Origin of the sequence: Streptomyces sp. sk2.1 (assembly GCF_008120935.1) — a bacterium.
GTDB lineage: Bacteria > Actinomycetota > Actinomycetes > Streptomycetales > Streptomycetaceae > Streptomyces.
Genome location: NZ_RDBO01000055.1, coordinates 10694 through 29516 on the forward strand (window position 1 = coordinate 10694; position 18823 = coordinate 29516).

The following is an 18823-nucleotide window of genomic DNA, read 5'->3' on the forward strand; positions in this document are numbered from 1 at the left end:
TGCCGGAGGTGTCCGGGGCGGCGGGGGTGCCGGAGGTGTCCGGGGTGGCGACGAGCCCCGCCCCGCGCAGTCGTTCGGCGATCTCGGCGTGGAGGTCCTCGGCCCCGCCGGGCAGGTCCGTCACACGCCACGCGCCGTGGCCGCGCGCCCGTTCCAGGAACGTCCGGGCGGCGAGGAGGGCGACCCGCGGCGCCCGTTCGCCGGGTATCCGGGTGGTGGCCCGTGCCGTGCCGATCCGCAGCAGCGCGGTCCCGTCCCGCTGTGCGACCAGGGTCACATCGGCGCCGAGCGCCGCCACGTCGCCGCGGCCGTCGTCGAGGGCGAAGAGGAACCGGCCGGACAGGGCCGCCGTTTCGTCGTCGGCGCACAGCAGCGCGTCCAGTCCGGACAGCCAGGGACGGACGTCCCCCGCCCCCGATCCGTCGAGGCCCGAGAGCGGTGACGCCACCACGTTGCGTATCCGCTCGTGGCGGGCGGAGGGCAGCAGCCCCGCCCCGTCCAGCCGGCGGGCCAACTCGGCGCCGCGGTCCGGGCCCAGGCCGCGCAGCTGCACGTTGCCGCGCGAAGTGAGATGCAACTCACCGTCGCCCAGCTCCTCGGCGGCCCTGCCCAGCGCGTCCGCCTGCGCCGCGTCCAGCACACCGCCGGGGACCCGGACCCGGGCCAGCGCGCCGTCGTCCGCGCCGTGCAGCCGCAGCGTGCCGGGGCAGGCGTCGTCGCGGTCCCGGGGAGACGGGTCTCCCGGGGGCGGGGACGGAGCGACCGGCGAAGACATGGCGGCGAGCATACCGACCGTCCCATCGGAACCGTATGTCCCCCAATGGTTGGCCATCCCGCACAGCCCGGCCCGTCCYGGTCGGCGAACCGCCGGCCCCGCCGCGGGCATCGTGAACTCCCCGCACGGCACCGCCGCGTTGTCCGTGGGCGTGCCCCTGGGCCGCATCACCCCCGGGCAGTGGCGGACGCTGACGGACACGGCCCGCCGGGGCAACGGCGAACTGCGCCTGACGCCGTGGCGCGGGATCGTCGTCCCCGGGGTGGCCCGGACGCGGGCCCCGGAACTGCTGGACGCCCTGGGCGCCACCGGCCTCGTCACCGGCCCCGACTCCCCCTGGACCGGGGTGGGCGCCTGCATCGGGCGGCCGGGCTGCGCGAAGTCGCTGGCCGACGTGCGGGCCGACGCGGCGGCCGCGCTGGGGCCCGCGGGGGCCCTGCCCGTGTACTGGTCCGGGTGCGAACGCCGGTGCGGGCATCCCCGGGGCGAGTGGGTCGACGTCGTCGCCGGCCCCGACGGGTACCGGGTCTCCCGCGTACGGGACTCCGCCCGGAACGCCGCACGGCCCCCCGTACAACCCCCTGTCCAGGACCCCGCCCAGGACCCCGTGCGGAACGAGGGGCGGCAGCAGGCCCCGTACGACTCCCCCTTCCCCGGCGGCTCCGACGGGCTCGCCGCCGCGGTGGCGGCGGCCCGGGGCACGCGCGGCCTGCCCATCTGACCGACGATGCCGCGGCCTTCGGCCCCGGCCGTTCCACGCCCCATGACCCCGTGACCCCATGACCCCCTGAAGAGAGCGAAAAAGCCGTGCACGAGTACGAGAAGGACGGACCGGCGATCTACCGCCAGTCCTTCGCCACGATCCGCGCAGAGGCGGACCTGTCCGGTCTGCCCGCCGATGTCAGCCAGGTCGCGGTCCGCATGATCCACGCCTGCGGCATGGTCGACCTCGTACGCGATCTCGCTTTCAGCCCGGACGTGGTGGCCCGTGCCCGTGCGGCGCTGCGGGCCGGTGCGCCCATCCTGTGCGACGTGGCCATGGTCGCCAGCGGCGTCACCCGCAAGCGGCTGCCCGCGGCGAACGAGGTGGTGTGCACCCTGTCCGACCCGGCGGTGCCCGGTCTCGCGGCGGAGCTGGGGACCACCCGCAGCGCCGCGGCCCTGGAGCTGTGGCGCGACCGGCTGGAGGGTTCGGTCGTCGCCGTCGGGAACGCGCCGACCGCCCTGTTCCGGCTGCTGGAGATGATCGAGGAGGGCGCGCCCCGCCCGGCGGCCGTCATCGGGGTACCCGTCGGCTTCATCGGCGCGGCCGAGTCCAAGGACGCCCTGGCCGCGCACCCGTCCGCGCTGGACCACCTGATCGTGCGCGGCCGGCGCGGCGGCAGCGCCATGGCGGCGGCCGCCCTCAACGCCATCGCCAGCGAGGAAGAGTGACCGTGAGCGAGCAGAAGACCGGCCGGCTGTACGGGGTCGGGCTCGGCCCCGGCGACCCGGCCCTGATGACCGTGCGCGCGGTGCAGATCATCGCCGGGGCGGACGTCGTCGCGTACCACAGCGCCCGGCACGGGCGGTCCATCGCCCGGTCCATCGCGGCGGAGCACATCCGCGCCGACCACATCGAGGAGCCGCTGGTCTACCCCGTCACGACGGAGACCACGGACCACCCGGGCGGTTACCGGGGCGCGATGGAGGAGTTCTACGCGCAGGCGGCGGCGCGGCTGGCGGAGCACCTGGACGCCGGCCGCACGGTCGCGGTGCTCGCCGAGGGCGACCCGCTCTTCTACGGCTCGTACATGCACATGCACAAGCGGCTCGCCGACCGCTACCCGACCGAGGTGATCCCGGGGGTGACCTCGGTCAGCGCCGCCGCGGCCCGGCTCGGCACCCCGCTCGTGGAGGGCGAGGAGGTGCTGACGATCCTGCCCGGCACCCTGCCGGAGGAGGAACTGACCGCCCGGCTCGCCGCCACCGACGCGGCCGTGGTCATGAAGCTGGGGCGCACCTTCCCCGCCGTGCGCCGGGCCTTCGAGGCGTCCGGGCGGCTGCCCGAGGCACGTTACGTCGAACGCGCCACGATGGCCGGGGAGCGCCGGGCCGAACTGGCCGGGGTCGACCCCGAGTCGGTGCCGTACTTCGCGGTCGCGGTCCTGCCCAGCCGTGTCGACGCGCCGCGTCCGGGGAACGCGCCGGACGGCGGCGAGGTGGTCGTCGTCGGCACCGGGCCCGCCGGGCCGCTGTGGCTGACGCCCGAGACGCGCGGGGCGCTGGCCGCCGCCGACGACCTGGTCGGCTACACCACCTATCTGGACCGGGTGCCGGTCCGTCCGGGGCAGGTGCGGCACGGCTCGGACAACAAGGTCGAGTCGGAGCGGGCCGAGTTCGCGCTCGACCTGGCCCGGCGCGGCCGGCGGGTGGCCGTGGTGTCCGGCGGCGACCCGGGGGTCTTCGCCATGGCGACGGCCGTCCTCGAAGTGGCGTCGCAGGAGGAGTACGCCCGGGTGCCGGTGCGGGTGCTGCCGGGGGTCACGGCGGCCAACGCCGCCGCCGCGCGGGCGGGTGCGCCGCTGGGCCACGACTACGCGACGATATCGCTCTCCGACCGGCTCAAGCCGTGGGAGGTGATCGCGGAACGGCTGCGCGCGGCGGCCTCGGCGGACCTGGTGCTCGCGCTGTACAACCCCGGTTCGCGCAGCCGCACCTGGCAGGTCGGCAAGGCCCGCGACCTGCTGCTCGAACACCGCTCGCCGGACACGCCCGTGGTCCTGGGCCGGGACGTGGGCGGGCCGGCCGAGAGCGTGCGGACGGTGCGCCTGGCCGATCTCGACCCCGCCGAGGTGGACATGCGGACGATCCTGATCGTCGGCTCCTCGCAGACCCGGTGGGTGCGGCGCGGCGGCGACGAGGGCGAGCAGATCGTCTGGACGCCCCGCCGCTACCCGGAGGGCTGAGCGCCCGCGGCCGTCGTGCGGGTCCCGGCCGCCCTCCGGGACCCGTACGAGATCCGGGGCCCGTACGAGGACCGGGACCCGGAGAACGGCCGGAACCCGTACGTAGACCGGAGGCCGTACAAGGACCGGGACCCGTACGAAATCCGGAGGCCGTACGAGGACAAGGCCCCGTACGAGGACAAGGCCCCGTACGGAGACCGAAGGCCGTCCGGAGACCGGAACCCGTACGACGGCCGGTCAGGGCCAGTGGACCGTCGGCTGTTCGCGCAGCCAGGCGACGGCTGGTTCCGGGGCGGTGACGACGGGCACGCCCGGCGGCACGGGCGGCCTGCGCACCACCACCACGGGGATGCCCGCCTCGCGGGCCGCGGTGAGCTTGGGGGCCGTGGCCTCGCCCCCGCTGTCCTTGGTGACGAGGACGTCGATGCGGTGACGGTCGATCAGCCGGCGTTCCCCTTCGAGCGTGAACGGGCCCCGGTCGAGCAGGATCTCCATCCGCGCGGGGCACGGCGTGCCGGGGTCGGGGGCGTCCACCGAGCGCATCAGGAACCACAGCGGGTCCGACCCGGCGAAGGCGGCGATCCCCATCCGCCCGGTCGTGAGGAAGACCCGCCGCCCCAGCGCGGGCAGGGCCGCCGCGGCCCCGGCCAGCGAATCGACCGGGTGCCAGTCGTCGCCGTCACCGGGCACCCAGCCGGGGCGGCGCAGCGCCAGCAGGGGAACATGGGTCGCGGCGGCGGCAGCGGCCGCGTTGAAACTGATCGTCCCGGCGAAAGGATGGGTGGCATCGATGAGCGCGTCCACCCGGTGCGTGCGCAGCCACGCGGCGAGGCCGTCGACCCCGCCGAAACCGCCGATGCGGACCTCCCCCGGCGGAAGCCTCGGACCGGCCACCCGGCCGGCGAGCGAACTGGTCACCCGGCCCCCGGCCGGGGCCGTCCCCACCAGCAGTCCGGCGAGGCGGCGGGCCTCCGTGGTCCCGCCGAGAACGAGTACGTGCATCGGATCCATCCATGAGTGAGGCGAAGGGCGGGCGCAGCGCCCAACTGAAACACACCGGTCTGCGGCCCGGCTGGACCACCGGGGCCTGCGCGACCGCGGCGGCCACCGCCGCGTACACGGCCCTGCTGACCGGTGACTTCCCCGATCCGGTGACGATCACCCTGCCCAAGGGGCAGACGCCCGCCTTCGCGCTCGCGGTGGAGGAGCTGGCGGCGGACCGGGCGACGGCCGGGGTGGTGAAGGACGCGGGCGACGACCCCGACGTGACGCACGGCGCCCTCGTCCGGGTCACCGTGCGGCGGCTGGCGCCGGGCGCGGGCGTGGTGTTCCGGGCCGGTCCGGGCGTGGGCACGGTCACCCTGCCCGGCCTGCCGCTCGATGTCGGGGAGCCCGCGGTCAACCCGGTGCCGCGGCAGATGATCCGCGACCACATCGCCCGGGTCGCGGCGGAGCACCGGGGTTCGGAGGACGTCGAGGTCACCGTCTCCGTGGACGACGGCGAGGAGCTCGCCCGCTCCACCTGGAACCCGCGCCTCGGCATCCTGGGCGGCCTGTCGATCCTGGGCACGACGGGCGTGGTGGTGCCGTACTCCTGCTCGGCGTGGATCGACTCGATCCGGCGCGGCGTGGACGTGGCCCGGGCCGCCGGGCACACCCATGTCGCCGGTTGCACGGGTTCCACCTCGGAGCGGACCGTGGTGGCCGAGTACGGCCTGCCGGAGATCGCGCTGCTGGACATGGGCGACTTCGCGGGCGCGGTGCTCAAGTACGTGCGCCGTCATCCGGTGGACCGGCTCACCGTCTGCGGCGGGTTCGCCAAGCTGTCGAAGCTGGCCGCCGGCCACCTCGACCTGCACTCGGCCCGGTCCCAGGTCGACAAGCCCTTCCTGGCCGGACTGGCCCGGCGCGGGGGCGCCGACGAGGAGCTGGTGGCCGAGGTGGCGACCGCGAACACGGGGCTGGCCGCGCTCCGTTCGTGCCAGGCGCGGGGCGTTCCGCTCGGGGACCTGGTGGCCGTGGCGGCCCGGGACCAGGCGCTCTCGGTCCTGCGGGGCGCCCCCGTGGCCGTCGATGTCATCTGCATCGACCGGGCGGGAACGGTCGTCGGGCGCAGCAACGTGCGCTGACGGTCGTCGGGCGCAGTGACATGCGCTGATGCCCCCGACGGGGGCTCCCCCGGCCCTCGTACCGGCCGGGGGAGCCGTCCGGCCGTCCGGCCGTCCGTCAGCAGACGTGCCGTTCGCGGTGCGGCGAGTAGAGGTGGCTGTCGCGGAACTGCTCGGCGCCGAGGGTGCGGCCGACCATGATGACGGCGGTACGGATCACTCCCGCCGCCTTCACCTGCTCGGCGATGTCGTCGAGGGTCCCGCGCAGGATCAGCTCGTCCGGGCGGGAGGCCAGCGCCACGACGGCGGCCGGGCAGTCGGCCCCGTAGTGCGGCAGCAGTTCCGCCACGACGCGGTCCACGTACCGGGCGGCGAGGTGCAGCACGATCAGCGCCCCGCTGCGGCCCAGCGTGGCCAGGTCCTCGCCCTCCGGCATGGCGGTGGCGCGCTGGGCGATCCTGGTGAGGATGACGGTCTGGCCGACGGTCGGCACGGTCAGTTCCCGCTTGAGCGCCGCGGCGGCGGCGGCGAACGCGGGGACGCCCGGCACCACCTCGTAGGGCACCCCGGCCTCGTCGAGCCGCCGCATCTGCTCGTTGACCGCGCTGAACACCGACGGGTCGCCCGAGTGCAGCCGGGCCACGTCCTGGCCGGCCTCGTGCGCGGCCAGCAGTTCGGCGGTGATCTGGTCGATGTCGAGCTGGGCGGTGTCCACCAGACGGGCGTCCGGCGGGCATTCGGCGAGCAGTTCGCGGGGCACCAGGCTGCCCGCGTACAGGCACACCCCGCAGGCCGCGAGCGTGCGGGCACCGCGCACCGTGATCAGGTCGGCCGCACCCGGGCCCGCGCCGATGAAGTACACGGTCATCTGTTGTCTCCTGGATCTTCCGCGGACACCCGTGCGGGGCGTTCCGCGACGGGAATGGTCGAGGTCCTGCGCACGGACCACTGGGTGACCGGCATGGCCTGCCGCCAGCCGGTGAAGCCGCCGACCGGCACGGCGTGCGCGACGGCGAGCCGGACCAGTTCGCCGCCGTACCGCCGGTGCGCCCCGGCGAGCAGGGCCTCGGACTCCAGCGTGACCGTGTTGGCGACCAGCCGGCCGCCGACGGGCAGCGACTCCCAGCAGGCGTCGAGGAGGCCGGGCGCGGTCAGTCCGCCGCCGATGAACACGGCGTCGGGCACGGGCAGTCCGGCCAGTCCGTCCGGGGCCCGGCCGGTGACGACGCGCAGCCCGGGCACCCCGAGGCGGTCGGCGTTGCGCGTGATGCGTTCCGCCCGCTCCGGGTCGCGCTCCACGCAGATCGCGCGGCAGGACGGGTGGGTCCGCATCCACTCGATCGCGATGGACCCCGAACCGCCGCCGATGTCCCACAGGAGTTCGCCGGGGGCGGGTGCGAGCACGCCGAGGGTGGTGGCCCGCACATGGCGTTTGGTGAGCTGCCCGTCGTGCTCGTACGCCTCGTCGGGCAGGCCCGGTACGGCGCCCAGGCGCAGGGTTCCGGGGGCGCGGCGGCATTCGACCGCGACGATGTTCAAGGGGTCGCCCGGCGGGTGCGGCCAGTGGTCCGCGGTGCCTTCCATGCAGGACTCGTCCATGCCGCCGAGTTGTTCGAGCACCCGCAGCCGGCTCGGGCCGAAGCCCCGTTCGCGCAGCAGTCCGGCCACCTCGGCGGGGGTGGTGGCGTCCGCGCTGAGGACCAGCAGCCGTCGGCCGTCGTGGAGGGCGGCGGCCAGCCGGGCGGTGGGGCGGCCGACCAGGGTGACGACCTCGGTGTCCTCCAGCGGCCAGCCGACGCGGGCGCAGGCGTAGGACACGGACGAGGGGTGCGGCACGACGTTCAGCGCGGCGGCGCCCAGCACTTCGGTCAGGGCCCGGCCGATCCCGTAGAACATGGGGTCGCCGCTGGCCAGGACGGCGATCCTGCTGCCCGCGTGCTCGGCGAGCAGACCGGGGACGGCGGGCCTCAGCGGTGACGGCCACGGCACCCGGCGTCCCGCACAGGACGGTGGGAGCAGGTCGAGCTGCCGTCCGCCACCGATCAGCACCTGCGCGCCGGCCAGCGCCTCGCGGGCCGGCCCGGACAGTCCCGGCCAGCCGTCGGCACCGATCCCTACGACGGTCACCGCAGGTGGGGCTGGGGGTTCGGGTGGGGCGAGGGTCACGGCCGGTACCTCGGTGCTCGGGGGCTGACGCAGCCGAACTCTACTGTCCGGCCCCGATCGCACACCGGCCAGGTGACCTCCGCCGATGCCGTCGGAGCGGTGCGCTCCGGGCAGGTCGGCGGGGCGTGCCGCTCCGTGCGCCGGGGCCCGGCGCGGTACGGGGGCCCTGGCCCGTACCGGGGCCCGGTGCGGTACGGGGGCCCGGTCCGGTACAGGGGTCCGGTCCGGTGCACGGGCCGGGGTCCCCGTACGGCTGCGGGGATCGCTCCCCGGCGGGCCTCATGACCCGTCCGGTTCGACGGCCTCGGCGTCGGTCCATTCGACGAACTGGACGACGACCCCGTTGGGGTCCTTGACCTGGAACAGCCGCTCGCCCCAGGGCTCTTCGCGCAGCGGCATGGTGATCTCGACGCCCTCGGCGCGCAGTCGCCTCTCCTCCGCCTCGATGCCGGTGAGGGTGAGGGCGAGGATCAGGCCCGAGGCGTGCCGGTCGCGCTGGTCGGCCGGCAGGACCTCGGTGCCGCGCCGCAGCAGGACGATGTCGGCGGCGGCGTCCTGGCGGGTGAGCGAGGCGAATCCGTCGGCGGCGGCCTGCACCTGGTAGGCGAGGTGCGTGGTGAAGAAGTCCTGGGACGCGGTGACGTCGTCGACGGTGAGCGAGACGGTGGTGGCGGTGATCTGCAAGGCGGGTTCCTGTCCGTGAGAGGGCTGAACGGTCCGTGCGGGGCCGGGTTTCCGTACGGGAACGGGGCTCCGTGCGAGGACGCGGCGCTGTGCGAGGACGCGGCGCTGTGCGAGAACGCGGCGCTGTGCGAGAACGCGGCGCTGTGCGAGAACGCGGCGCTGTGCGGGGCCGGGGCTTCGTACGGGGCCGGGCGTCAGTAGGAGCGGCGGCGCGGGATGTTGCGCATGGGGCGGGCGTTGCCCGGGATGCGCCCGGCGGAGGGCGGGGCAACGAACCGGGACCGACGGTTTCCCCTGCTGTCGGGGTGGTCGGCCTGCTCGGCCGCCTGGTTCGCGAGGAACGTGACGAGATCGGTCTTTCGCATGACCATTCCTTCCATCGGGAGAAACTTGCGACGGACGTAAACTTAGAGCGAGACCCATCGGGGTGTCAACATAAAAATGCTACGGAGGTAAGATTCGCCCATGAGTATCGACATGGAACCGAAGACGGAGACCGCGGCATCCCCCGGGACGCCGGGTGCACCGGGCCTGCGGGAGACCAAGAAGCGGGAGACCCGGCAGCTGATCTCCGACCACGCGACCAGGCTCTTCATCGAGCAGGGCTTCGAGCGGACGACCATCGCGGAGATCGCCGTCGCGGCACGCGTGGCCAAGAAGACGGTGACCAACTACTTCCCGCGCAAGGAGGACCTGGCCCTCGACCACCAGGAGGCGTTCATCGGCAGCTCGGCCCACGTCGTGGCCTCCCGGAAGGAGGGCGAGTCCGCCCTGTCCGCGCTGCGCCGGGACTTCGGGGCCGCGGTGGCGGCACAGAACCCGGTACAGGGCTTCGCGGGGCCGGAGTTCTCGCGCATGATCGCCGACAGCCCCACCCTCTCGACCTGCCTGCGCGGCCTGCACGACCAGCGCGAGGAGGCACTGGCCGCCACCCTCGCCGAGGCCACCGGATCCGCCCCCGACGACATCACCGTGCGGACGGCGGCGGCCCTGCTCGGCGCGGTGCAGCGCACCCTCTTCCAGCGCGTCCAGGAGCTCACCCTCACCGGCCTCACCAACCCGGAGATCGCCGGGATCGTCGCGACGGAGGGGGAGCACGCCTTCGACCTGCTCGAACCGGCACTCGCGGACTACGCCACGGCCGGCCCCGCCTCATGAACCGAACGACCCGGCCGCCACCCCACCCCGCGGACCGAACGACCCGGGCTCCGCACCACCTCGTGAACCGAACGCCCCGGACGTCGCACCACACTGCGGACCGAGCGACCCCGGCCGGGCGCCACGCCGCGAACCGAACGGCCGGGGTCGGGCGCCACCCCATGGACCGAGCACCCCGGAGGTAGCCGCACTCGGCGACCGTGGCACGAAATGCACCTTTTCTGCCTGCGTGCGAGTCTGGTCATGGCCCATCGTCCGAGATCCGCAACAGGAGGCACGATCGTGGGCAAGAAGCAGAGTCGGCAGAACCGCGGCGCCCGCACCGGCGGCCACGAACGCAGCGCCACTCCGGAGACGAAGGAGCAGACGCAGCCGACCACCACCCCGGACCCGGTGCGCTCGATCTCAGAACAGGTCTCCCACCGGAAGCAGCGGAGGTTCGGCCACAACTGACCCTCCCGGCAGCACGAAAAACGCCCTCTGCGGTGGCACCCCCAAGGGGAACGCCACCGCAGAGGGCGTTTTTCGTTGAGGAAACCCCCCGCCGACAAGTACCGCCGCATCCTGCGGGCTCGGGGCATCACCCCGAAGATCGCCCGTCGAGGTGTCCCGCACGGCTCGGGGCTGGGCAAGACGCGCTGGGTCGTGGAGCGGACCTTCGCCTGGCTCCACCAGTTCAAACGACTGCGGATCCGCTACGAGATACGCGCCGACCTCCACCTCGGACTGCTCCAACTCGCCTGCAGCATCATCTGTTTGAGACGACTCCGAACCTCATTCTGAAACGATCAGTAAGAGGTATCTCCAGCGCCCTTGGTCGTACGCGGGGCTGGCGGCGGTCCTGGCAGCGGAGCTGAGCGTCACCCTCTTCTTCCCTTCGCCCAAGAGCGTGTCCGGTCAGTGTGTCCTCAACCGCAATTACGGTGAGTCCTTCGCCACGGAGCAGGGTCTGCTCAATCTGGCGATGTTCGTGCCCATCGGGTTCTTCGGTGTCCTTGCCGTCCGGCGCGTGCTTCCTGTCTTTCTGGGGGGAGCTCTGCTGTCGGTGGTCACCGAGCTCTGCCAGGCGCTGGCCCCCTGGGTCGGTCGCAGCTGTGACAGCAGCGACGTCCAGATGAACGTTCTCGGCGCAGGTCTGGGAACGCTCGCTGCCTGGGCTTCGATTCGCGCCACCCGAGGCGAACTCCTTCCCTCACAGGCCGCTTTGAAGCCGATGGCCATCATCTTCGGGGCCGGATTCCTCGCATGTGCCGTGGTGTGGAAGGCATGGATCACACCGCTTATCCTGGACTCGACCAGCCTGCAGATCGCAAGCGGGGACGAGAAGTCGCAGGCGCGGCAGGTACTCGCGACCGCCTTCGACGACCACTTCGAGATCGCAAACGTGCAGCTGCAGTCTGGGCAGAATGGCGCCTCCGACATGCTGTTTATCACGCTGGAGACAGGGTTCGCCGAACTGAGCTGGCCGGACAAGGAACAGCTCACGGTCAGTCTGGAAAGTTCAAGCAGGCCCGGTCCCGGCAGCTTCCCCGTGACAGGATCGTCGTCAGCCCCCAAGAATGCCGACGACGCGCTTCGGATAGCGAAGAGGTACGCGAAGGAACGGTTCCCGTGGGGGCTGGAAGACTCCCACGTGAAGGCTTTCCCCGTCGGGGACGAGGCGGAGTTCGGCTGGATGGTCAGCTGGCGCAGCCGGGTCGACGGAGTACTCATGCCCATGCGTCTGGATGTACAGATCAACAGGGCAGGACGGGTCTCTCAGCTGCTCACTCGCCACGCAGAGGGTTCGGTGACTCTGCCCCCTCGCCGAGTGGGCGAGAAGCAGGCCCTCGCCACGGCGTCCAAGTACTCACGTGGCGCTGAGACGGGTCCGGGCAACCTCCTGGCGATCCGGCGCGAAGGCGAGTGGCGAGCACAATGGGCCGTACCTGTCCGCGCCGGGGACGATGTGTACCCGGTGTATGTCGACGCCGAAACAGGCAAGGTGGATGAGAGGGCCTCTCCCACCCAGGGGCTTCCTTCGACTCCTCCCAGCTGAACAGCTCACGCCCCAGCGACTGTCAGGTCGGCGGGGCCTCGTGTCGCTCGTACGGATGGCGTCCACGGTATTGGCGAACCCGGCCGGTCGATCACCGCGTCAGAGACAGCATGGAAATCGACGCCCAGCACATCGACGAGCCTGGCCTCGTTGTCCTCGACATCACCGCCACCGACGAGGAACCCGCGATCGTTGTCATGGCCGAGCTGGAGCAGCGCTCCGCCCCGGCACACCGCACGTGATCTGGCGCCGCATCGGCACCCACACCATCCTCACCGCCCCCTGAGGACAAGGGGACGGGTTTCGTCACCGCCTCGCCGAAGCCGCCCGGAGAAAGGGAGTGCCGATTTCTGCTGAGCCGGGCTGATCCCACTCCCCTCAGACTTTACGTAGCTGGCACCGGGCCTACTCGTCGTACGTGGGTCGCGCACGGGCTCCGGGGCGGACCGGGCGTGCAAAGTACGTGTTCGTCCCTTCACCGTCCTTGATCTGTCGATCCCTTTCGGAAGGCGCTGCCGAGCGTCTGCTGGCAGACCGAGGGCTGCTCCAGTTTCTACGGTGTGTGCTTCGGCCAGACCTGGAGCAGGTAGTGTTCCGCGATCGGTTCGTCGTCGTCCTGCACGCCATCGGGGTTGATGTCCCGTCCCCGGGCGTGCAGGCGTAGTCGGTAGGTGCCGGGTCCTGCGTGGGCGAGGTTGGTTTCGTACGGCTCCTGCGGGTCTTCGCCGGTGTTGCCCATGAGGGCGTTGTAGCGGAAGTCGCCGGTTGATGAGGTGAGGTCGGTTTCCTCGGTCTCGTCCCATGGTGCGGGGTCCGGGCCCGGGTCGGTGTCGGTCTGGAGGACGGAGAGCATGATGGTGCCGCAGTTGATGCCGGCCAGTACGCACGCGGTGTCCTTGGAGGATCCGATCAGGCCTGCGTTCTTGTAGGCGTGGTCCAGGGCGCGTTCCATACGTTTGTCCAGGCCCTTGGCGTGGTTGTCCTCGGGGGCGATGTAGAACTGTCCTTCGTCGACACGGACGGGCCAGGGGCCGAGCGGTCGGGTCATGGTTGTCTACTTCTTTCCGTGCATCCATGTCTGGACGAGGTAGTCCTCGCCGTCGGCTGTGCGGCGGGTGTGGACGCGGATGCCGTACTGGCGGGAGCCGTGCAGGGCCGTGTCCTCATGGTCCTTGGTGGGTCCGTTGGCTGTGCACAGGACCAGGTGGCCGGTGGTGGAGCGGACGACGGCTTCGGCGATCTCGTCCCATGACAGCGGATCGGGCCCCGGGTCGCGGTCGGCGGGGTGCAGGGTGACCGTGACGGTGCCGGTCGATGCTGTGGTGGAGATCAGGGCCCAGTCCTTCTCGGTGGAGATGAGACCAGTGGGCTGCGGCCTGGTCTGCGCGTCTGGGTCCTGCAGGGAGAACGTCCCGTCGGTGACGTTCACGGTGAGGGGGCCGGCCCAGTCGTCCAGGGACCACTTCGCGCCCCGCTCGGTCATCGTCGCGAGCCGGGTGCGCAGTGTGCGGCCGATGGTGTCGGTGGCCTTGTGCACGGTCTCGGGGGCGGCCGGGGCGGGCCAGATGTGGAACAGGTAGTGCTCGGCGCTGGGCTTGGAGTTGCGGCGCCGACTGGCTCCGGGCTGGGAGTCGCGGCCCTTGGCGTGCAGGCGCAGCCGGTAGGTTCCCGGGCCCTGGTGGGCGATGTTGAGGTTCATGGCGTGCTCGTAGGAGCCGATGCGGGCGTAGCCGGTGGTGGAGGTGAAGGTGGTGTCGATCACCTCGTCCCAGGTGTCGGGGTCGAGGGCGGGTTCGGTGTCGAAGAGGCAGGTGTCGAGGTGGACGTTGCCCTTTTTGATGCCGGTGTGGATGGCGGCGGCGTTGGTGGTGGCCGCGATGAGCCCGTTGGCCGGCTCGCCGAGCGGCGGCTGGATGTCGGGGCTTTCGTCTGCGTCCGGCTCGGTGGGGTCGATCTCGAACCGGCCGTTTTCTACGAAGAGCGTCATGGACTGAGACGCGTGGGGCATCGCGGCCACCCTTCAGCTTGGTTCGGGCAGAGCCTACGTGGCGGTGGTGGCAGTTTGGCGGTCTTCCGCCGCCAGGGTCTGCGGGGTCGGTTCCTGTGGGGGCTACTTCGCCTTCACGAAGAAGCCGTCACCTTCCATGATCCGGTTGTTCCCGTAGAACTGGTTGAGCCGGGTTCCTGCCTTGCTGTTCTGCTTGGCATTGATCATGCGGTGGCTGCTCAGCTTCTTGGACCCTTCCTTGCCACCCTCGCGGGTGGATGCCATGGGGTACTCGTCGCAGGACTTGCCCTTGGGCCGTGTGTACTTCTTCTTGCAGACGACCGCACGGTTCTTGTCGATCTTGCTCTTTCCGGTCAGGCGGTGCAGCGGCTTGGAAAGTCCCGGCTTGCCCTTGACCTTGCGTTGGGCGTCGTAGACGTGCTTTGCGGCTTCCTTGACCGCCTTGTCCTTGCGGGACAGGGCGAAGCTCGGCGGCCAGGAGCTGTAGACGCAGCCGGGCTTGCCCAGGTACTTCACGTTGTCGCAGCGCACGCCGCGCATGGTGACCGGTGCGCTGTTGTCCGGGACGGCGCCGGGGACTGTGACGGTGGCGATGGGGACCGGTTTGTGGGTGACGGTCTTGTTGCCCGGTGAGTGGATCTTCCAGCTTGCGGTGTAGGTCCGGCCCTTCTTCAGGGTTCCCTTGACCGCCTTGGAGGGCTGACAGCGGCGAGCCCCCTTGCCGCACGAGATCTTCGTGCTGATCTTCGCACCGCCCTTGACGACACCGGAGGCACTGGTGATCTTGATCTTGAGAGTGCGGCTCCAGTTGCGCGACTTGGAGTTCAGCTTCTCCGACTGGGTCGCCTTGCCGGTCATCTGACCGCGGACTTTGCCCCGCGTGTCGATCACCGTGAGCACGAACGGCTCGCTGGTACTGCCACGAGTCCGCGTGTAGCTGGTCTTGGCCTTCTGGGCGGAGACACCAGCGGCACCGAAGGCAACGACGGAACGCAGCCCGTCAGCGCCCTGCGGCACGGCGGCCGAGGCGGGCCCCGCGGTGAAGCCGGTGATCACGAGAGCTCCAACCACCGCTATGAGCGGTGTTCGGCGGAGTGCGGTCTTCAGAGACATGCAGGCAAAGCCCTTTCAGTGGCATCAGCAGTTGGCCAGGGACGGACGCACTCCCGCAGCCGACGACACGTCCATGAACCAGCGGACCCCGGCAACTCGGCGACCTGTTCACCGAGCACCTCACCGCGGCATGACGGCGCCTCCGCTGGAGGAGGCCGCGACTTCCTGACTCCTGAGCACGGACAACAGCGTGAAGAAACTACGGCCGCCACGACGCCCCACCGCGATCTTCACACCCGAACGACTAAATAGCGTTTGTGAATGTCTCATTCCTGGCACCCGCACCAGAACACCCCCTCCCCTCTCGAACGAGGAGGCATCAGAATTGGCCTTGACAAGCAACTTTGACGTGCCACACCTAGCCAACAGGAGGCTTCACACGCCGCACAGCACACCCCTGCGATCCCTTCAGAATGAATTGCCAATGCGAAGGTACGATCATTGCTGACACCCAGTCCTTGCTGGTCAGACCTCGCAGGAGCACAGACAGCCATAGCACCCGGGCTGCGAGCCCGTCGGTTTCCTCAAACCAAGCCGCCCCGGCGACCTGACATCGGACCCTGTAGAACACGGTCCGCAACGGCAAGAACGAACCACGCACCCGGACACGCAGGCCGGGCCGTGCGATTCGGCATGGTCAGGTTGCAGGGCGCGGGGCGGTGCGGTGGACGAAGGCTGCGGTGCCGGATAGGTCTGGCCAGCGCGCAGCAGCCTCGGCCGTCAGCGCGTGTGCCGAGAGGCGGCGGGCCTCCTGCGTCGCGGCTCGCACCGCAAGCGGCCCCCGACGTATCCCTGCCCCACGACGACGCGGAGCCGACGGGGCTCATGGTTCCTGATCATGCGGTCTACCTCGCTGTGGTTCGGAATGGAGGTTGGGGGGCGGACTCGCGGCGCGAAATCCGCCGTGGGCGGTAGCCGTAAGATGGGGAACGCCTCGGCCGTCCGGGACTCGCTTGGCCGCCTGCCCCGGACGGCCGAGTGCTTTTCGGGCGCGGCGGTGTGCGGCGCGAAAACCCACCGGCTGACCCCACCCCCGGTTCGATACGATGACGGCGGTTTGCAGTCCCGTTTCATCACCATGCGTGACGATGGCGTGCGATCGGAGTGATCGCGTCGGCTGCGGCCTCCCGACCTGGGCCCGCCGTGGCAGTACCACCGGCGCCGTACGTACGAAATGGAGCATCCAAGGATGGCTCGATACCTGGTAACCAGCGCGCTTCCCTACATCAACGGGATCAAGCACCTGGGCAACATGGTCGGGTCGATGCTTCCGGCGGACGTGTACTCCCGGTACCTCCGCCAGCGTGGTCACGACGTCCTCTACATGTGCGCCACCGACGAGCACGGCACGCCGGCCGAGCTGGCCGCCAAGGAGGCCGGGCTGACGGTCGCCGAGTTCTGTGCACAGGCGCACGACGCGCAGAAGGCGGTGTACGACGGATTCGAGCTGGCCTTCGACTACTTCGGGCGCAGCTCCTCGCAGCAGAACGTCGAGATCACCCAGCACTTCGCGCGGAAGCTGAACGAGAACGGCTTCATCGAGGAGCGGGCGATCCGTCAGGTGTACTCGCCGGTCGACGGCCGTTTCCTGCCGGACCGGTATGTCGAGGGCACCTGCCCGCACTGCGGCTACGACAAAGCTCGTGGCGACCAGTGCGAGAACTGCACCCGCGTCCTTGACCCGACCGACCTGATCGACCCGCGGTCGGCGATCAGCGGTTCCACGGACCTGGAGGTTCGCGAGACCAAGCACCTCTTCCTGCTGCAGTCCAAGCTCCAGCTCGAGGTCGAGGAGTGGATCGCCACCGTCAGCGGCGAGTGGCCGCATCTGTCCACGTCCATTGCCCGCAAGTGGCTGACCGAGGGCCTGAACGACCGCGCCATCACCCGCGACCTCGACTGGGGTGTCCCGGTGCCGGCGGACACCTGGCCGGAGCTCGCGGCCGAGGGCAAGGTCTTCTACGTCTGGTTCGACGCCCCGATCGAGTACATCGGCGCGACGAAGGAGTGGGCAGACGCCGCCTCCGACGGTGAGACCCGCGACTGGAAGTCGTGGTGGTACGAGGCCGACGACACCGTCCGGTACACGCAGTTCATGGCCAAGGACAACGTCCCCTTCCACACGGTGATGTTCCCGGCCACCGAGCTCGGCGTGCGCGAGCCCTGGAAGAAGGTCGACGTCGTCAAGGGCTTCAACTGGCTGACGTTCTACGGCGGGAAGTTCTCCACCTCGCAGAAGCGCGGCGTCTTCACCGACGCCGCCCTGGAGATCCTGCCCGGCGACTACTGGCGCTACTTCCTGATCGCCAACGCCCCCGAGTCGGACGACTCCTCCTTCACGTGGGAGCACTTCACCGCCACGGTGAACAAGGACCTGGCGGACACCCTCGGCAACTTCGTCAACCGCGTGCTGTCCTTCTCCCGCAAGCGGTTCGGCGACGAGGTCCCGGCCGGGCACGCCGCCGGCGAAGCGGAGGCGAAGCTGGGCGAGGAGATCGCACGACTGCTCGGCGAGTACGAGGAGCAGATGGAGGCCCTGCAGTTCCGCAAGGCCGCCGCCGCCCTGCGTGCGCTGTGGTCCGCGGGCAACTCCTACCTGGAGGAGAAGGCCCCCTGGCTGGAGATCAAGACCGACGCCGACGGCGCCGCGCTGACCCTCCGTACCGCGATGAACCTGATCCACCTGTACGCGGTCGTCTCCGAGCCGTTCATCCCGACGTCGGCCGCCGCCATGCGCGGGACCTTCGCCCTGGAGAACGACACCGCGACCTGGGTGACGGCGGAGCAGGCCAAGTCCCTGGACACCGTCCCGGCCAGCACCGCTTTCACGGTCCCGCCGGTGCTCTTCGCGAAGATCACGGAGGAGGACCTGGAGTCCTACCGTGAGCGCTTCGGCGGCGCCCCGGAAGCCTGACAGGCGTCCCCGCCCCCGTACCGTCCCGACTCTCATCGGGCGGTACGGGCGTTGAGGAGGACGGGCAGGTCCGCAGGCGAGACGTTCATGGGCCGCACGCGCGGAGCCGGGCCGCTGATCTCCACGCACGTGACCCCGGCGAACCCGGGCACATGCTGGAGGTGCCGGTCGAAGCCGCTTCCGGTGAGCCACAGCAACAGACAGGCGATGCCCCCACCGTGCCCGACGAGGGCGGTGGGTCGCCGTTCCCCGGAGCAGGCCTCGTCCCAGAGGTCCACGTAGCGGGCCTGGACGTCCTCCGACGACTCGCCACCCGGCGTTCGGAGCCGGTTGGCTTTGTTCACGTCTTCCGGTTCTGGCTCGCTTTCTGGGCTTTGTCGTTATTTTGGGGGTAGTTGGGCAGCGATCAGGCAGGATGGGTGGGGTTCAGGTCGCGGACCTTCTACTGCCTGGTGTCGGGGTGAAGGTCGACCAGCTGGTGCTGACGGATACGGAGACCCGGGTCGCCGTGCGATCACGGGCCGCCTCGGCGGCTTGTTCCGGATGCGGGCAGAGGTCTTCGAGAATGCACTGCTACTACCCGCGGACGCTGGCGGATCGTCCAGTCGCGGGCCGGCGTGTACGAATCGAACTGCGAGCGCGTCGACTCGTATGCGGGAACGAGCACTGCGCCCGTCGGACGTCTGCCGAGCGGATACCGGCCCTGACCCGTCGCCACGCACGCCGCACGGACGCTCTCACCGCCCAGCTCACCGACGTGGCCCTGTTCCTGGGCGGCCGACCAGGCGCTCGCCTGTCCCGGCGCATGGCCGTCGGCACCTGCAAGGACACTTCGCTCCGGCTCCCGGCGCATGGCCGTCGGCACCTGCAAGGACACTTCGCTCCGGCTGATCCGTGCACAGCCGCTCCCC

19 protein-coding genes and 3 pseudogenes are annotated in these 18823 nt (G+C 71.0%); 12 read left to right on the forward strand and 10 right to left on the reverse strand.

Annotated elements, in window-relative coordinates; genetic code table 11:
- Nucleotides 1–787, reverse strand: a pseudogene (locus EAO76_RS17265) (precorrin-3B synthase); the annotation flags it as partial.
- Nucleotides 788–857: 70 nt separating this feature from the next.
- Here EAO76_RS17265 and EAO76_RS17270 point away from each other — a divergent pair.
- The 3 genes and pseudogenes from EAO76_RS17270 to EAO76_RS17280 form a co-directional block, all read left to right on the forward strand.
- Nucleotides 858–1496 (forward strand): annotated as a pseudogene (locus tag EAO76_RS17270) (hypothetical protein); the annotation flags it as partial.
- An 86-nt stretch (nucleotides 1497–1582) separates the two neighbouring features.
- A complete protein-coding gene (locus EAO76_RS17275; protein WP_148836855.1) occupies nucleotides 1583–2209 on the forward strand; it encodes a precorrin-8X methylmutase in 627 nt (208 codons plus the stop codon).
- The gene (locus tag EAO76_RS17280) at nucleotides 2206–3723 is read left to right on the forward strand and encodes a precorrin-2 C(20)-methyltransferase (protein ID WP_148836856.1); all 1518 of its coding nucleotides are present in this window, start codon (nucleotides 2206–2208) and stop codon (nucleotides 3721–3723) included. The genes EAO76_RS17275 and EAO76_RS17280 overlap by 4 nt, the downstream gene beginning before the upstream one ends.
- A 237-nt stretch (nucleotides 3724–3960) precedes the next feature.
- On the opposite strand, the gene EAO76_RS17285 is transcribed toward EAO76_RS17280, so the two are convergent.
- On the reverse strand, nucleotides 3961–4725 hold the full coding sequence (locus EAO76_RS17285) for a cobalt-precorrin-6A reductase (protein ID WP_148836857.1): 765 nt from the start codon (nucleotides 4723–4725) through the stop codon (nucleotides 3961–3963).
- Between the two features lie 11 nt (nucleotides 4726–4736).
- Here EAO76_RS17285 and EAO76_RS17290 point away from each other — a divergent pair, with 11 nt between their 5' ends.
- Nucleotides 4737–5852: a cobalt-precorrin-5B (C(1))-methyltransferase gene (locus tag EAO76_RS17290; RefSeq protein ID WP_148836858.1), complete on the forward strand. Its 1116-nt coding sequence runs from the start codon at nucleotides 4737–4739 to the stop codon at nucleotides 5850–5852.
- Nucleotides 5853–5949: 97 nt separating this feature from the next.
- On the opposite strand, the gene cobM is transcribed toward EAO76_RS17290, so the two are convergent.
- The 3 genes from cobM to EAO76_RS17305 form a co-directional block, all read right to left on the reverse strand.
- Complete coding sequence (gene cobM / locus EAO76_RS17295) at nucleotides 5950–6699, reverse strand: precorrin-4 C(11)-methyltransferase (RefSeq protein ID WP_148836859.1); 750 nt, start codon at nucleotides 6697–6699, stop codon at nucleotides 5950–5952.
- On the reverse strand, nucleotides 6696–7958 hold the full coding sequence (gene cbiE, locus EAO76_RS17300) for a precorrin-6y C5,15-methyltransferase (decarboxylating) subunit CbiE (RefSeq protein WP_148836860.1): 1263 nt from the start codon (nucleotides 7956–7958) through the stop codon (nucleotides 6696–6698). The genes cobM and cbiE overlap by 4 nt, the downstream gene beginning before the upstream one ends.
- A gap of 318 nt (nucleotides 7959–8276) precedes the next feature.
- A complete protein-coding gene (locus EAO76_RS17305; RefSeq protein WP_148836861.1) occupies nucleotides 8277–8681 on the reverse strand; it encodes a VOC family protein in 405 nt (134 codons plus the stop codon).
- A 15-nt stretch (nucleotides 8682–8696) separates the two neighbouring features.
- Here EAO76_RS17305 and EAO76_RS17310 point away from each other — a divergent pair, with 15 nt between their 5' ends.
- The gene (locus EAO76_RS17310) at nucleotides 8697–8882 is read left to right on the forward strand and encodes a hypothetical protein (RefSeq protein WP_148836862.1); all 186 of its coding nucleotides are present in this window, start codon (nucleotides 8697–8699) and stop codon (nucleotides 8880–8882) included.
- Here the strand turns inward: EAO76_RS17310 and EAO76_RS44630 are convergent.
- Nucleotides 8876–9046, reverse strand: a complete 171-nt coding sequence (locus EAO76_RS44630; RefSeq protein ID WP_187438673.1) for a hypothetical protein — start codon at nucleotides 9044–9046, stop codon at nucleotides 8876–8878. The two genes, EAO76_RS17310 and EAO76_RS44630, sit on opposite strands and share 7 nt — an antisense overlap.
- A gap of 112 nt (nucleotides 9047–9158) precedes the next feature.
- Here EAO76_RS44630 and EAO76_RS17315 point away from each other — a divergent pair, with 112 nt between their 5' ends.
- The 5 genes and pseudogenes from EAO76_RS17315 to EAO76_RS45425 all read left to right on the forward strand — a co-directional run bounded on the left by EAO76_RS17315 (nucleotide 9159) and on the right by EAO76_RS45425 (nucleotide 12119).
- A complete protein-coding gene (locus EAO76_RS17315) occupies nucleotides 9159–9839 on the forward strand; it encodes a TetR/AcrR family transcriptional regulator (RefSeq protein ID WP_148837365.1) in 681 nt (226 codons plus the stop codon).
- Between the two features lie 282 nt (nucleotides 9840–10121).
- Nucleotides 10122–10292, forward strand: coding sequence for a hypothetical protein (locus tag EAO76_RS17320; RefSeq protein WP_262375552.1), 171 nt, complete (start codon nucleotides 10122–10124; stop codon nucleotides 10290–10292).
- A 51-nt stretch (nucleotides 10293–10343) separates the two neighbouring features.
- Nucleotides 10344–10622: pseudogene (locus tag EAO76_RS17325) on the forward strand (transposase); the annotation flags it as partial.
- A 106-nt stretch (nucleotides 10623–10728) separates the two neighbouring features.
- Nucleotides 10729–11877 carry a VanZ family protein gene (locus tag EAO76_RS17330; protein ID WP_262375553.1) on the forward strand — a complete coding sequence of 383 codons (1149 nt, stop codon included), beginning with the start codon at nucleotides 10729–10731 and terminating at the stop codon, nucleotides 11875–11877.
- Between the two features lie 110 nt (nucleotides 11878–11987).
- Nucleotides 11988–12119 carry a DUF6207 family protein gene (locus EAO76_RS45425; RefSeq protein ID WP_222872179.1) on the forward strand — a complete coding sequence of 44 codons (132 nt, stop codon included), beginning with the start codon at nucleotides 11988–11990 and terminating at the stop codon, nucleotides 12117–12119.
- 311 nt (nucleotides 12120–12430) lie between these two features.
- Here EAO76_RS45425 and EAO76_RS17340 read toward each other — a convergent pair whose 3' ends face one another.
- The 3 genes from EAO76_RS17340 to EAO76_RS17350 form a co-directional block, all read right to left on the reverse strand.
- The gene (locus tag EAO76_RS17340; protein ID WP_148836866.1) at nucleotides 12431–12925 is read right to left on the reverse strand and encodes a hypothetical protein; all 495 of its coding nucleotides are present in this window, start codon (nucleotides 12923–12925) and stop codon (nucleotides 12431–12433) included.
- Between the two features lie 6 nt (nucleotides 12926–12931).
- A complete protein-coding gene (locus EAO76_RS17345; RefSeq protein ID WP_148836867.1) occupies nucleotides 12932–13885 on the reverse strand; it encodes a hypothetical protein in 954 nt (317 codons plus the stop codon).
- 102 nt (nucleotides 13886–13987) lie between these two features.
- On the reverse strand, nucleotides 13988–14941 hold the full coding sequence (locus tag EAO76_RS17350) for a NucA/NucB deoxyribonuclease domain-containing protein (protein ID WP_148836868.1): 954 nt from the start codon (nucleotides 14939–14941) through the stop codon (nucleotides 13988–13990).
- 1246 nt (nucleotides 14942–16187) lie between these two features.
- On the opposite strand from EAO76_RS17350, the gene metG reads away from it, so the two are divergent.
- Nucleotides 16188–17912: a methionine--tRNA ligase gene (gene metG / locus EAO76_RS17355; RefSeq protein ID WP_148836869.1), complete on the forward strand. Its 1725-nt coding sequence runs from the start codon at nucleotides 16188–16190 to the stop codon at nucleotides 17910–17912.
- 32 nt (nucleotides 17913–17944) lie between these two features.
- On the opposite strand, the gene EAO76_RS17360 is transcribed toward metG, so the two are convergent.
- The gene (locus EAO76_RS17360; protein WP_262375554.1) at nucleotides 17945–18256 is read right to left on the reverse strand and encodes a histidine phosphatase family protein; all 312 of its coding nucleotides are present in this window, start codon (nucleotides 18254–18256) and stop codon (nucleotides 17945–17947) included.
- A 71-nt stretch (nucleotides 18257–18327) separates the two neighbouring features.
- Between EAO76_RS17360 and EAO76_RS47630 the strand changes: the two genes are divergently transcribed.
- The coding region (locus EAO76_RS47630; RefSeq protein WP_148837366.1) for a transposase family protein at nucleotides 18328–18823 on the forward strand (496 nt) is incomplete at its 3' end.